General features: G+C 48.0%; 13 protein-coding genes and 1 riboswitch. Of the genes, 11 read left to right on the top strand and 2 right to left on the bottom strand.

Features of this window, described 5'->3' with window-relative positions:
- Positions 1 to 111: 111 nt before the first annotated feature.
- Together AB4Z50_RS30095 and AB4Z50_RS30100 are read right to left on the bottom strand one after the other, a co-directional pair.
- Positions 112 to 708, bottom strand: coding sequence for a permease (locus AB4Z50_RS30095; protein WP_441885172.1), 597 nt, complete (start codon positions 706 to 708; stop codon positions 112 to 114).
- Between the two features lie 80 nt (positions 709 to 788).
- A complete protein-coding gene (locus AB4Z50_RS30100) occupies positions 789 to 1,433 on the bottom strand; it encodes a TetR/AcrR family transcriptional regulator (protein WP_441885174.1) in 645 nt (214 codons plus the stop codon).
- A 218-nt stretch (positions 1,434 to 1,651) separates the two neighbouring features.
- On the opposite strand from AB4Z50_RS30100, the gene AB4Z50_RS30105 reads away from it, so the two are divergent.
- The 11 genes from AB4Z50_RS30105 to AB4Z50_RS30155 all read left to right on the top strand — a co-directional run bounded on the left by AB4Z50_RS30105 (position 1,652) and on the right by AB4Z50_RS30155 (position 14,585).
- Positions 1,652 to 2,503 carry an AraC family transcriptional regulator gene (locus tag AB4Z50_RS30105; protein ID WP_076271121.1) on the top strand — a complete coding sequence of 284 codons (852 nt, stop codon included), beginning with the start codon at positions 1,652 to 1,654 and terminating at the stop codon, positions 2,501 to 2,503.
- A 91-nt stretch (positions 2,504 to 2,594) separates the two neighbouring features.
- Positions 2,595 to 3,566 carry an N-acetylglucosamine kinase gene (locus AB4Z50_RS30110; protein WP_441885176.1) on the top strand — a complete coding sequence of 324 codons (972 nt, stop codon included), beginning with the start codon at positions 2,595 to 2,597 and terminating at the stop codon, positions 3,564 to 3,566.
- Between the two features lie 34 nt (positions 3,567 to 3,600).
- Positions 3,601 to 4,908, top strand: a complete 1,308-nt coding sequence (locus tag AB4Z50_RS30115; protein WP_441885178.1) for a 6-phospho-beta-glucosidase — start codon at positions 3,601 to 3,603, stop codon at positions 4,906 to 4,908.
- Positions 4,909 to 5,153: 245 nt separating this feature from the next.
- The gene (locus tag AB4Z50_RS30120; protein ID WP_441885179.1) at positions 5,154 to 6,176 is read left to right on the top strand and encodes an ABC transporter substrate-binding protein; all 1,023 of its coding nucleotides are present in this window, start codon (positions 5,154 to 5,156) and stop codon (positions 6,174 to 6,176) included.
- Positions 6,177 to 6,184: 8 nt separating this feature from the next.
- Positions 6,185 to 8,239, top strand: a complete 2,055-nt coding sequence (locus tag AB4Z50_RS30125) for an iron ABC transporter permease (protein ID WP_441885181.1) — start codon at positions 6,185 to 6,187, stop codon at positions 8,237 to 8,239.
- Positions 8,240 to 8,348: 109 nt separating this feature from the next.
- A riboswitch (purine riboswitch) is annotated at positions 8,349 to 8,449 on the top strand.
- Between the two features lie 122 nt (positions 8,450 to 8,571).
- Positions 8,572 to 9,957: an NCS2 family permease gene (locus AB4Z50_RS30130; protein ID WP_441885182.1), complete on the top strand. Its 1,386-nt coding sequence runs from the start codon at positions 8,572 to 8,574 to the stop codon at positions 9,955 to 9,957.
- 168 nt (positions 9,958 to 10,125) lie between these two features.
- Positions 10,126 to 10,887 (top strand): 5-oxoprolinase subunit PxpA, encoded by a 762-nt coding sequence (locus tag AB4Z50_RS30135; protein ID WP_441885184.1) that lies wholly within the window; start codon positions 10,126 to 10,128, stop codon positions 10,885 to 10,887.
- 2 nt (positions 10,888 to 10,889) lie between these two features.
- Positions 10,890 to 11,645 (top strand): 5-oxoprolinase subunit PxpB, encoded by a 756-nt coding sequence (gene pxpB, locus AB4Z50_RS30140; protein ID WP_441885185.1) that lies wholly within the window; start codon positions 10,890 to 10,892, stop codon positions 11,643 to 11,645.
- Positions 11,642 to 12,670, top strand: coding sequence for a biotin-dependent carboxyltransferase family protein (locus AB4Z50_RS30145; protein ID WP_441885186.1), 1,029 nt, complete (start codon positions 11,642 to 11,644; stop codon positions 12,668 to 12,670). The genes pxpB and AB4Z50_RS30145 overlap by 4 nt, the downstream gene beginning before the upstream one ends.
- Before the next feature lie 101 nt (positions 12,671 to 12,771).
- Positions 12,772 to 13,539, top strand: a complete 768-nt coding sequence (locus AB4Z50_RS30150) for a DeoR/GlpR family DNA-binding transcription regulator (RefSeq protein WP_441885188.1) — start codon at positions 12,772 to 12,774, stop codon at positions 13,537 to 13,539.
- Between the two features lie 191 nt (positions 13,540 to 13,730).
- Positions 13,731 to 14,585 carry a DMT family transporter gene (locus AB4Z50_RS30155; RefSeq protein ID WP_441885190.1) on the top strand — a complete coding sequence of 285 codons (855 nt, stop codon included), beginning with the start codon at positions 13,731 to 13,733 and terminating at the stop codon, positions 14,583 to 14,585.
- Positions 14,586 to 14,595 lie beyond the last annotated feature (10 nt).

The following is a 14,595-nucleotide window of genomic DNA, read 5'->3' on the forward strand; positions in this document are numbered from 1 at the left end:
AAAAATAATCGTGTAAATGAACGCTATTTTAAATAACGAAAAAAGCCCAAAACTCTCGTATCAGCCTGCTGGCTGATTCGCGAAGGTTTTGGGCTTTGTATGAGCTGTGTCTTAGAGTGAGAAATAATCGGCTGCAAATGTCAGGATTAGGAATACCGCCATGATCCAGCCTGCACCATAGGTTCGTTTCGATGGTACAGGGGCAGAGGAGTCAGCATGGTTTTGTTTTGCCGTTCGTTTCTTAATGGACCAAATATATAGGCAGGCACCCGATAGTACTAGGGACAGCTCTAATATGGCGCTAATTGCCGGCAGTTTCCACAGTCCGAAGCCAAGTAGAGGAAAATCGCCGAAATTTCCCGGCAAGAGCGGCATGTCGCTGCGATGTACGAGCAGGTCAATCAACCAATGGCTGAAGACCAGTGAGCCAATGATGGCTGCACTTCGCTTATTCCATATCCGATATGAAATTAAAGCAGCAACAATCGCTATTAGCAAAGCTCCAGCCAGAGAATGCGTATAGTCAGCATGGATAACAGCTTCACCATAACCTCCGTCGCCTATTTTATCAATAGATTCTGCCCCAGTGAGCAGAAGCGGGATAAACGCGATATCGAGAAGCTGCGTGCTTGCCATCAAAACCCACAAAGGTACCTTGGGCTCCATCGCTTTTACAATGGCCGCAAGTCCAAAATGTCCAGCCAGCATTTACTTCGCCACCTTTCGTTCAATTCGTGCATCAAGCCAGCCGCATACGACGATAAATAGAAAGAGAAACAATAAAAAAGTCATGTATCAATCCTTCTTTCGTTTATCTGCTTGTCGAATCCAATAAGGAGTGCTTCAAAGGCATGATCAAAGGTAGTGGAGAGTCGGCTGAAAATGGCGTCCACACTCTCTTCCGAATGCGTATAGGTGCCAACAATCCCGCGCAGCATATAGAAATAAATGCGTGAACAGCTTAGGAGCTGCTCGCCTTCAGGCAAATTAAGATTTGTTTTCAAAAGCTGGACGATAACGTTGAACATCTGATTGCGCACACGATTGATTTCTAGCTCAGGCTCCAGTTCATCGACACGGGAGGATTTAACTTCAAAAAATATAGCGTACATGCTTCTGTTGTTTAAGCAGAACCGAATAAACAAATCATTCATTCGCTTAAGCTTCTCGTCAGCGGATAGGAAGGCGTCTTTTGCAAGTGTGTCCAATTCACCCTTCAACAGCTGTAAGGGCTGCATAGATAAGGCATGAAGCAATGCTTCTTTATCTTGAAAATAAATATAGATCGTAGTATGAGAGCAGCCGGCTTCCTTTGCAATTTCTCTTATTGAAACGGAATCGTATCCGCGTTCTCCGAACAGCTTCTCAGCTGCGGCGATGATGGCGCGTTTTGTTTCCTCTGCGCGTAATTCTTTTTTAGTAGCGATGATCATTCACTCCTTTTCACTTTAGTAACCACTGGTTACTAACCGATGGTTACATAATACCAAATGCTTACAGATGTCGTCAAGACGCTGATTTCTGCTATAATCTTTGATGAGAACAATAGTAAATCCAACCTCGTTTTACGGAGTAGATTTGCATTCGCGAACCTAAGCCCATGCTTACGAAGTAGTTTTGCATTCGCAAAACTTTAAGGAGAATAAATCAAATGAACCTATATCCTTCAATCAGCGAAGATCGGATTGAGCTGCCGCTGGCTTTTCCCATTACGATTTCGCAATCTGTAGGGGTTTCCCCGACCTTTCAAAGACTGCATTGGCATAAAGCGCTCGAAATTAACTACATACAGAAGGGGAGCGGCTACTATCTGATCAACGGGAGCCGTTATGACTTCCAGCAAGGAGACATCGTACTTATTCATTCCAATGATTTGCACCGTGCGTTTGAGTCAGAGGAGCTGGTCATGAGCATTATTATGTTTGATTCGTCTTACCTTGCTTTAGAGCAGCGCTACGATGCGGAGCTGCTTATTCCATTTCGGGATATTGGGTTAAGATTTGATAATGTGCTTGATCGAGAGCATCCGAAGCTGGGAGAGCTTGGCGGCATTATTAAAGACATGTCTGCTGAGTTTGAGCTGAAGGAGCCGCATTTTGAAGTGGTGGTGCGGGCGAAGCTTATTCAATTGCTTGCATTCGTCAATCGCTATTTTGCAAAAAATAATGAAACGGGAGCGCAGCATGTGCGTGGTATGGAAACGATTCGAGGCGTGCTGAATGACATCGAGGCTGATATATCATACCCATGGACGCTTGGCGAGCTCGCAGAGGCCGCGCACTTAAGTCCCTCTCGGTTCAGCACGTTGTTTGTGCAGGTTGTTGGGACCTCGCCCATGGATTATTTGATACAGATGCGGCTGTCACAGGCGGCTTATCTTCTTGAATCCACAGACAAAAAGATTATTGAAGTGGCAGCTGAATGCGGATTTCGCAATTTATCTAATTTCAATCGGCTGTTCAAGCAGCACGTAGGGAAGCTCCCATCCGAGCTGCGATCCTAAAAGACAGTAAGATAGTATTATAACATCGTTCTTTTTCATTAGAAGAACGATGTTTTTTATTTTAAAATAGAAGAAAGTACAAATAAGGAGTGTGAGCGATATTATTTTCCTTGGTATAGATGCAGGAGGCAGCAAGACACATGCTCTGCTCGTAGATGAGACAGGTCGTGTACTTGGCAGAGGCCTTGGCGGAAATGGAAATCACCAAACCGCTTTTGAAGCAGCAAAAAACAGCATAGATCATGCTTGTCAGCAAGCGCTTCAGGATGCTGGCGTGACGAAGGATCAGGTGACATTTGCCTATTTCGGACTTGCAGGAGCAGATCGTGAGCCTGATTATGCAATTTTAAGACCGATGATTGCTTCACTTGACTATAAAAATCATGCGATTGCATGCGACACCATGATTGGTATGCGTGCGGGGACGAACCGATCTTACGGAGCGGTCATTCTTAGCGGAACTGGCCTTAACGCTGCTGCTCGCAACCCTCAAGGGGAAGAGCTGCAATATGGCGGCTTTGGTTATTTATTCGGGGATGGACATGGTTCGGGCACGGATCTGGCAATTCACGCTTTCCGCAGTGCGATTCGTGCTTGGGAAGGCAGAGAGCAAGCGACACTTCTTAGTGAAATGGTTCCCCAGCGGCTTGGCTATCATACGATTCAAGAGATGTACGATGACGCGCTGGACAACGGCAAACGTCCGTCACATGAGCTTGCTAAAGTGATGTTTGAGGCCGCTGCTCTCGGGGATGCTGTAGCCATCCGTCTTTTGGAGGAAGCTGGGCGTGAGCATGCGAACTCTGTAAATGCGTTGATTAAGCGGCTAGGCATGGAAAAAGAAAAATTCGATGTTGTCCTTGCTGGTAGCGTAATGTCGCGAGGCGGCTCTACACATATGGTCGATGCAATCAGTGAAGCTGTTGTAGCGGTTTCGCCGCAAGCGCAGACAGTCAGATTGACGGTCGATCCGGTTATTGGAGCAGTAATGAGTGCGATGGATAGCAGCGGCATTGTGATTGATGAAGCGGTAGATGCAGCACTTAGAAAAATTACATTTTAAAAATAGTTTAAACATTTAAGGGAGGCTCATTCACATGTCCAAAAAACCACTAAAGGTCGCCGTCATTGGCGGCGGTTCCTCGTATACGCCAGAAATCGTAGAAGGCTTTATTAAAAAATATGATGAAATGCCGATTCGTGAGCTTTGGCTTGTTGATATCGAAGAAGGTCGTCATAAGCTGGCAATCGTTGGCGAGCTTGCGAAGCGGATGGTAGAGAAAGCTGGCCTGCCAATCGAAGTGAAACTAACACTTGACCGTCGTGAAGCGATCGCTGGTGCAGATTTCGTTACGACACAAATGCGGGTAGGTTTGCTGGAAGCAAGACGCCGTGATGAGCATATTCCTATTTCACATGGTGTAATTGGACAAGAGACGACTGGACCAGGCGGAATGTTTAAAGCGCTTCGTACTGTACCTGTCATTCTGGATATTTGTAAGGATATTGAAGAGCTTGCGCCGAATGCTTGGATGCTTAATTTCACGAATCCAGCGGGTATTGTAACCGAAGCGGTTCAAAAATACAGCAAAGTAAAAACAGTGGGTCTATGCAATTCACCAATTAACTTTCAAAAGTTTCTGGCTAAAGAGTATGGCGTTAGCGAGAGTGAAGTATTGCCTGAATTCGTAGGGATCAATCATCTGCACTGGGTTACAGCCGCTTATGTAAACGGTGAGGACAAATTGGACGAAATGATCGGAGCCGGTCGCGACTATTCCGCTACAAACGTAACTGCGTTTGACTGGGATGCAGATTTCCTTCGCTCATTAGGCGCGATACCAACGTATTACCTCCGTTATTTCTATATGACGGATTCGATGCTCGCGGATATGAAAGACTCGCTAGAGAAAAACGGCACGCGCGCAGAAGTTGTAAGCCGGGTCGAAACAGAATTGTTTGAGCTTTACAAGGATGTTAATTTGACGGAGAAGCCAAAGCAGCTTGAGCAGCGCGGCGGTGCTTATTACTCTGAGGCAGCTGTTAACTTGATGCATGCTCTATATACCGACAAACGTGATATTCAGACGTTGAACGTTAGAAACGGCAACATTATTGATTTTCTGCCTGAAGATGCAAGCATCGAGGTTAACTGTGTCGTTACGGCTCAAGGCCCGATTCCACTGCCTTTGCAGCGTGTTCCAGAGCAAATTAAAGGTCTAATGCATGCTGTAAAAACATATGAATCGCTAACTATTGAAGCTGCAATCAGCGGAGATAAAGGGATCGCGCTGCAAGCGCTCGTTCATCACCCGCTTGTTCCAAGCGTAGCGGTGGCTAAGGCGTTGCTTGAAGAAATGCTTGAGGCGAACAAAAAGTATTTGCCGAATTTTTTCAAAGAATAAACTAGGCTGCAAAGCAGTTGGCAGGAAGGGCAGGAGCATAGCTCCCGCCCTTTTTCGGCTTGCTTTTAACTATAGACTTTGCATCGGGAATTAGCTGTAAATACAAAATATTTACATTGACATCTAGTGCTATCGATTATATGATAACAAAGGTATTTGAACATGATAATCATTATCACTAAAATGGGATTAGTTATCAACCCAGCGAATGAAGCAGGGTTTAAACAAATAGGGGGTAAAAAAAAATGAACAAACGATTAATGAGTTTGATTATGGTCATCGTCGTAATGGTGGTGGCTGCAGGCTGCGGTGCGAATAATGCGGCGAACAACAAGGCAGAAAACAAGGCAAGCACTAACGCTCCTGCTACGAACGACGCTGGCGCGAAAGCGGATGGTCCGATTGTTGTGAAGGATGCGAAAGGTGAGGTTACCCTTGAGAAGCCGGCTCAAAAGGTTGTTGTGCTGGAGTGGACGTTTACAGAGGACATGGTTGCCCTTGGAATGCAGCCGGTAGGCAGCGCGGACAACGAGGGTTATAAGCAATGGGTAACAGGAGAGGCGCCGCTTGACGCAGGCGTGACGGACGTTGGTTTCCGCCACGAGCCGAACCTAGAGACGATCGCAGCCTTGAAGCCTGACCTCATTATTGGCATTACGGACAGCCACGAAGCGATCTACGATCAGCTGAAAGGCATTGCGCCAACGCTTCTATTCAGCCTTTATCCAGTTGAAGGCCAAGGCGACCAATACACGCAAATGATCGATATATTCAAATCTATTGCGGCAGCAGTCGGCAAAACACCAGAAGGCGACAAAGTACTTGCCGATCTAGATCAGCATTATGCGGATGCAAAAACGAAGCTTGCTGCAGCAGGCAAAGAAGGCTTGAACTATGTGCTGACGCAAGCATTCAGCTATCAGAATGCTGCAACGATGCGTCTATTCATGGATAATTCGCTAGCGGTTCAAACGCTGGATCGTATTGGTCTCAAAAACGATTGGAAACCGGAGCAGTTCGAAATGTATGGCTTTACTACTTCGACGGTAGAAGCACTGCCGGCTATTCAAGATACGAACCTGATCTATATCGTTCAAAAGGATGACGACATTTTTTCAGGCACACTGAAAGACAATTCGGTATGGAACGGTCTTAATTTCGTGAAAGAAAAACGTACGTTTGCTCTCGACAGCACGACATGGGTGTTCGGCGGTCCGATCTCCTCCAAAGTCATCGTAGACCAAGTCGTAAATACATTAACGAAATGAGCGAGCTCATGAAGAAGCAAAAAAAAGAAGCCTCATTGGGTATGATTTGGCGAATGATTGGTATATTTGGGGGCGGCCTTGCCGCCCTTTTCTTTCTGTTCATACTGAGTCTTTGCTTCGGGGAAGCCAAAATTCCAGCAGCATTCGTATTTGACGGCTTGCTTCATCGGCAGGATGTGATGGAGCATAATTTGCTTTGGGATATTAGAATGCCGCGGACCGTTATCGGCATTATAGCGGGAGCTGCGTTAGCGGCGGCAGGAGCGTTATTGCAAACGATAACGAAAAACCCGCTTGCGGCCTCCGATACACTGGGCATTAATGCTGGAGCCTATTTTATGGTTGTGCTCGGCATGGTCGCTTTTCCTGCGCTGCAGCATGAGGCACCTTTCCTGCTGGCGGCAGTGGGAGGTTTCCTTGCGGCATTGGCTGCTTATTTTCTTGGCGGCGGGCGAGCGGCAACGCCGGTTCGGCTAGCGCTTTCGGGGATGATCGTCTCGATGGTGCTCGGTGCGTTTACGTCGGCAATTCATATTTTTAAAGCGACGGAAACGCAATCGTTGTTTCTTTGGGGTGGAGGCACATTAATTCAGCTTGATTGGAGCGGCGTGAAGTATGCTTGGCCGCTTGTGGCGGCATTGCTCGTCATTGCGATACTTGCCGGACGCAAGTTCGATGCGCTCGAGCTGGATGAATCGACTGCTCGTTCATTAGGGCAGCGCGTAGGCTTAACCCGGGCGGGAGGGCTGGCGCTCTCTGTGCTTATGGCAGCTATCGTGGTCAGCGTCGTAGGGCCGATCGGGTTCGTTGGTCTTGTAGCTCCGCATTTGGTTAGGCTCTCCGGCATACGAAATCATCGTTTGCTCATTCCTGCGAGCGCGCTTTGGGGAGCGCTGCTCATAACGGCAGCGGATGTGCTTGCCCGCATGGTACGAAGCAGTCTCGGTGAAATGCCGGTAGGCGCCGTCATGGCGATTATCGGGGCGCCTTGGCTCATTTGGCTGGTGCTTACCAAGATGAAAAACATTTCCGGTTCGGGCTCAGGACAGTCGTCGATGAGCATTGGAGGTGCTCCATTCCGCTTGCGTTTTGCACCGACTGCCTTAGCCATGACCGTATTGCTGGCTGCGGTCGTTCTCGTTAGCTTGTCGCTCGGCGGTACAAAAATTCCGATCATGGAATTGCTTAGAAGCCTATTCGGAGCAGGTGACGATTCCTACTCTGTGCTGCTGAATCTAAGGCTTCCGCGCACCCTCGTTGCAGCAGGGGGAGGCATCGCGCTCGCAATCAGTGGTGTGCTCATTCAAAGCGCTGTTCGCAATCCGCTCGCAGATGCTTCTATTATCGGCGTCACCTCGGGTGCGGGATTTGGCGCTTTGGTCGTGCTCGTTGCATGGCCAACGCTGCCTATATTCGCGCTGCCAATTGCCGCTATTACTGGCGGGGCAATAGCTGCCGCTGTTGTATTTTTCTTAGCTTGGCGCAAATCGCTTAACCCATCGGTTCTGATCCTGCTTGGCATCGCGGTGTCCGCCATCGGAGCTGCTGGTATTCAGGCGATGATCGTGAAGGCAAGCCTATGGAGCAGCACGGCATTTGTTTGGCTAACGGGAACGACGTATGGCCGAAGCTGGAGCCATTTTAACAGTATTTTTATTTTTCTGCTTATTCTTGTACCGGCTGCCTATTATTTGAGCAGGAAATTTGATCTGCTCGCCTTCGGAGATGAAAGCTCGACAGGTCTCGGCTTACCGGTCAAAGGTACACGGCTTTGGGCTATGATCATTGGCGTGCTGCTTGCTGCGGGAGCGGTGGCGAGCGTAGGAACGATTGGTTTCCTTGGATTGATGGCGCCGCATGCGGTACGGATGATGGTCGGACATCACACAAGGCGCTCGATCATCCTGTCAGGTCTGCTCGGCGCCTTGCTGCTTGTAATTGCGGATACGATCGGAAGAACGGTAATGGCTCCGAAGGAGATTCCTTCCGGGCTCATCATTATGCTGATTGGAGCTCCATACTTCCTGTTTCTTATGTACCGTTCACTCGTCAAAAAAAGGTAGAATGTTAGAAATGTTTGCTAAAAACGAATGTTTTACGTATGTATTGCCAATATCGTTCGTAAAAGTTGTTGACAAAATGGGCAACTTCTCTTTAAAATTGAAAACGGAAAACAACAACAGCATATCTTTTCGTATAATCTCAAGAATCGGCTTGAGAGTCTCTACTCGGTCACCGTAAATGATCAGGCTACGAAATTGGCGGAAAAAGCTCGCAGCGGTCCAGCGGGTATCTTTTTCCCCTTTTTGCAGAGCCTAGGAGAAATGCGATCTATTGCATTTTTACTAGGCTTCTTTGTTTGTTCCACCACATTTTTGGGAGGTTTGTAATCAAAATGGAACGTTTCTTTCGCTTAAAGGAACACGGAACAAATGTCAGAACAGAGATTATGGCGGGGCTGACGACTTTCATGACGATGGCTTACATATTAGCCGTCAATCCAATCATACTAACGCCAGCTGGCTTGGATTGGACTGCCGTGTTTCTTGCAACGGCACTAGCAGCAGGTATCTTCACCATCGCGATGGGCTTGTTCGTTAACTTCCCAGTTGCGCTAGCACCAGGTATGGGTCTTAATGCGTATTTTGCATCGGTCGTTATCGCATCGGCGTCAACGGACGCTCCGATCTCACCAGCAATGGGACTAACGGCAGTATTTATTTCAGGTATTATCTTTATCATATTGACGCTTACCCAAATTCGCCAAATGCTTATCACAGCTGTTCCAGACAGCTTGAAGCATGCGATTACAGTCGGTATCGGCTTGTTCATCACCATTATCGGCTTGAAGAACAGCGGAATTATGACAATCGCAGTATCAAGCTTCACAGACATTGAAGCAGGTAAATTCACACCAGTTAGCGGCTCCGAAACCGTTATTCAACTGGGAAGCTTCCATAATGAAACGGTTGTACTTACCGTGATCGCATTGCTTCTTATTGGCGTGCTGATGGTACTGCGTGTACCGGGAGCGCTTTTGTTCGGTATTCTTGGTACGACTGTTATTGCTATTCTAATGGGTCATGTTGATGTGAAAGCAGCATTCACTGGTCAAACATGGGTGCCTGATTTCTCCAAAATGAACTTCTGGCATTTTGACTTTGCAGGCGTATTTGAAGTCGGACTGGTAACGGTTATCCTGACATTTACCTTCGTCGAAATGTTCGATACGTTCGGTACGCTTGTTGGTACAGCAAACCGAGCGGGCTACATGAAGGACGCTGAAAAGGGTAAAAAACGTGTAGGTAAAGCGATGTTCGTTGATGCGATCGGCGTCAGCGGCGGCGCGGTGCTTGGTACAAGTACAGTTACCGCATTCGTAGAAAGCTCTGCAGGTATTGCGCAAGGCGGACGTACGGGCCTAACGGCAGTAACGACAGGCGTTTGCTTCCTGCTTGCTATCTTCTTGTCTCCAATCGTTGCGCTTGTTCCAGGCGCGGCTACAGCTGCTGCACTCATTATCGTAGGCGTGCTGATGATGCAATCCGTAAAAGATATCGATTTTTCAGATATGGTTTACGCGATTCCATCCTTCTTGACACTTGCACTTATGCCGCTTACTTACAACATTGCAAACGGTATTTCGTTCGGTATCGTATCGTACGTATTGCTTGCAACGGTTGCTAATGTAACAGGCAAAGGCAAATACAAGGTTCACTGGCTCATGTGGATTCTAGCGGTGCTTATCATTGGCCGTTACGTATTTATGGGCGGGGAATAAACAAATAATATGGAAGAAGCAGCGCTGGACCGGCGCTGCTTCTTTTTTTGTAGTTTAGCCTTATGGTGGAGAGACGCAGAGGATTGGACTGCTTATTTTCGAGCTGAAATTTGATATAATTTTGGAAATAGAGCTGGCTTTGGCAGGCGAGCAGACGGGGGAGAGCATATGGTTCGCGTGGATTTAAACTGCGATATGGGCGAAGGTTTTGGGGTTTACACAGCTGGCCTTGATAACGAGCTGATGAAATATATTACTTCGGCGAATATCGCTTGCGGTTTTCACGCTGGGGATGCAGCGACAATACGGCGAACGGTTAAGCTGGCGCTAGAGCATGATGTAGCCATTGGAGCGCATCCAGGGCTGTCGGATTTGGCAGGCTTCGGTCGAAGGATGATGGCCATAACGCCGGAAGAGGCATATGAGCTGACGGTTTATCAGCTGGGTGCGGTGTATGCTTTTGCTAAATCAGAAGGCGGAAGCGTCGCGCATGTGAAGCCGCATGGCGCTTTGTATAATATGGCTGCGAAGAGCAGACCGTTAGCCGACGCGATAGCAGAGGCAATATATAAGGTTGATCCGAGTCTGATGCTGTTCGGATTATCGGGCAGTGAGCTTATTCACGCAGGCGAAGCTATAGGCCTGCGTACAATCCATGAAGTATTCGCAGACCGAACTTACGAGTCGGACGGCTCACTAACGCCGCGAGGGACGGAAGGTGCTGTTATTGTTAATCCTGTTCGCGCCGCAGAGCAAGCGATAAGCATGATCAAGGATGGCGAGGTCAAATCGAGACAACATCATAGCGTTATTTTGAAGGCGGATACGGTTTGCGTGCATGGGGATACGCCTGGCGCAGTAGAGCATGTCATAAGACTGCGGGCGGCATTAGAGGCAGCGAGCATATCTGTTCAGAAGGCGGGTATATGAGCATGGAGAAGACTACAACGGAACCTCAGGCTCCTATTGAAATGCTGCCGCTTGGTGACTCTGCCGTTATTATTCGTTTAGGCAGCTCCATTGACGAAGAAACGAACCGAATTGTCATGAGTTTAAGTCGTCGTTTAGAGGATAAACCATTTACCGGATTAATCGAATGCGTGCCGTCCTTCGTCTCGGTGGCGATCCATTATGACCCGCTGCTGGTGAAGAGAAGCCGTACTGCAGCCGAGCTTCAGCATGCTACAATCTTTGAAACGGTATGCGCTAGAGTGCAGACGTACCTATCTCTAGAGCAGCTGCACTCTTCCGATCAGGCGGATAGAACGATTGAAATTCCGGTTTGCTATGGCGGAGAGTACGGTCCTGACCTTAGCCTAGTTGCTGAGCTTAACGGACTTCCGGAGGAGGAAGTGATCGCTATACATGCTGGTGGCAGCTACTTGGTCCATATGCTCGGCTTTGCGCCAGGCTTTCCTTATTTGGGAGGAATGTCTGAGCGGATTGCCGCACCAAGACATCAGACGCCCCGGACGATCATTCCTCAGGGCAGCGTCGGCATAGCTGGCAAGCAAACGGGCATATATTCGGTTGCAACGCCGGGCGGCTGGCAGCTGATCGGCAGAACGCCGCTTGCTCTATTTCGTCCTCAGGACGAAATTCCAAGCTTGCTTAGACCGGGGGACTTGATTAGGTTTAAGCCGATAACGGAGCGGCAGTACAAGCTTTATTTAGAAGGTGAATTATGACTATAAAAGTTGTTCGTCCCGGCTTGCTCGTTACTGTACAAGATCTCGGAGGGCATGGGTATCAAAAATACGGCGTAGTCGCCGGCGGGGCTATGGATACGGGAGCTTCGCGTGCGGCTAATCTGTTAGTCGGCAACGAGGATAGTGAGGCAGTGCTGGAAATTACGCTTACCGGAACGGAGCTCTTTATGGAGAAGGATACGCTGCTCGCGATTTGCGGCGCGCGTATGTCTGTTACCGCTGGAGGTGAGACGCTGCCCTTATGGAGACCAGTACTCGTTCGCGCGGGAATGAGCGTGAAATTCGGAGCTTGCCAATCGGGCTGCCGCTCCTATCTCGCAGTTGCGGGCGGATTTGATGTACCGGAGGTCATGGGAAGCAAAAGTACGTATCTGCGCGGCGCAATCGGAGGTTATTTCGGAAGGGCATTAAAGTCAGGAGATGTACTGGCAGCTAAGGCGCCGAGCTTACTGTCAGAGCGAATGGATCATGCTTTGCGCCGGGGATGGAATGGCAGCTTCGTTGTGCCTCATTGGCATGCGAGTCATTTTGCGATAGCGGACAATTTAGAGGACCCGATCATTCGCGCGATGACGGGCACGCATTACGAGCTGTTTACAGAGACAAGCCGGGCGAGCTTATTTAGTCAGAGCTTCCAGATTTCCGCACAGTCCGATCGAATGGGATATCGGCTCGAAGGAACAGAGAAGCTGACGCTCGCGAAGCCGCTTGAGCTGCTTTCGGAGGCTGTCGCAAACGGAACGGTCCAGGTGCCGGCTGGCGGAGAGCCGATCGTGCTGCTGGCGGACAGACAGACAACGGGTGGTTATCTACGTATTGCGCAAGTCGCAACGGTCGATATTCCTGTTTTTGCACAGCTAAAGCCCGGCGACCGTTTTCGGTTCGAGAGGATCACGCAGCAAGAAGCGGAACAGCTTTATTTGGACAACGAGCGTGACATGAGAATGATGAAAGCCGCTATTGCATTAAAATTTAATGCCGCGAATGAAAGGGATACAAGATGAACACTGCTCTTAGCGGCTGAGCCTCTTTCCTTGATTTATGGTAGACTACTAATCAAGAAGCAGGAATTACCGGAAGGCACGGCATAGAGGAGTGATAGCAATTGTTCGCACAGCAGCGGCATCAATTAATTATCCAAAAAATAAATAGCGACAAATCGATTCGAGCGTCGGAGCTTATGGAATCATTTGGCGTCTCTTTTGAAACGATAAGGCGCGATCTAGAGCATTTGGAGAACCTAGGCTTATTGCAGAGGGTTCATGGCGGTGCGATTTTAAAAGAGCCGGATTACAGCCGGGAAATCCCGCTGCCGATTCGTGAATCGATTTACTTGACAGAGAAGACGGAATTGTCGCAGCTCGCCATTCGATATGTAACGGAAGGAATGTCCATCGCACTTGATGTGAGCACAACCAATACTCAGATTGCGAAGATGCTCAAGACAAAGTTCGAGCGATTGACGATTATTACGAATTCCTTGCCAATCGTAAATGAATTAATCGATGTCCCCGGTTTTACGCTGATCATGATCGGAGGCATTATCCGTCAAGCAGAACAGAGCATCATCGGAGACTTAGCTGAAGAATTCGCTTCCCGCTTTCATGCAGACTTGTTTTTTATGAGCATGAGCGGAGTTACATTGGACGAAGGCATTACCGACAACGCGATTGGTGAAGTACAGGTGAAGAAGATTATGCAAGCAAACGCAAAAAGCACGATCGCGCTTGCCGACAGCAGCAAATTTGATCAAGTCTCCCTGCTCAAGGTGTGCGGTTGCGCGGATGTAGAACGTTTCGTTACAAATTCGAAGATCGGCCTTGATCTAGTCGATAAATATAAACGGAGCGGAATTGAGATTGTTTATAAGTAGAGATGAATAATAAAGGGGGACTTTGACTGTCCTAAAGACTCTTGGTTATATACCAAGGGTCTTTTTTTGCTTTCTAATGAAAAGTATATATTAAGATATTGTAAATGTGTGTGTTTGTGTGATATTGTGTTGGAATATGTGGAACTGATAGTTGAATCTAAATATGGATCATCGATGGAGGTGTTTCTTAATTGATTGTTGTTTCTCTTATTCTTGTCTTGTGTTCCGGTTTGGCGCATGCGGTGTGGAATATGCTAGCTAAGCAAAGTACGGATAAAGCGTTGTTCTTATGGGTGATTTATATGCCTGCGACTATTGTTTTGCTTCCGACACTCATTAATGAACTTTTGAGTGCGTCACTATCGCAGACACAGTGGCTGTTAATCGGGGCATCGTTAATGATGCAAAGCGTTTATTCGCTGCTGCTCGCTTACACCTATAATGCTGGAGATTTATCGCAAGTGTATCCGATCATGCGGGGGACACCAACCTTGCTTATCCCAGCTATCGGCGTATTGCTATTAAAAGAGACATTGCCTTTGTGGGGCTGGATCGGACTCAGCTTTATGCTGATCGGGTTCATCGTCATGATCGGAAGATCTTCGGGCAAAGGGCATCAGCAGTCTTTCTATAAGCCTGTACTGCTGGCGATGAGCGTTGGGCTATGCATTACCACTTACACGCTTATCGATAAAGTGAATTTACAGCATCTCTCTCCCCTTGCGCTGCTTGAGGTGACGAATATCGGTTTTGTACTCGGACTGACGCCTGCTGTTCTTCGCTCTAAACGGCTTAAGCATGTTATTCGCACTCATATTAATATTATTTGGATTGGCGCTATCTTGTCTCCGGGCTCGTACTTGTTGTTTTTGTTTGCAGCCAGAAATGCCAATATTTCCACAGTTGCGCCTATGCGCGAGGTGGGAATCGTGTTTGGCACGCTCCTTGGTCTATTTGTTTTAAAAGAGTCGCAAGGGACTCGCAGAATTACAGCTTCGATCGCTGTAGTTATGGGCATCATTATGATTGCGTCATCAGGGCATTAAACAATAGCAC

Source organism: Paenibacillus sp. 2TAB26 (assembly GCF_052115145.1).
Classification (GTDB): domain Bacteria; phylum Bacillota; class Bacilli; order Paenibacillales; family Paenibacillaceae; genus Pristimantibacillus.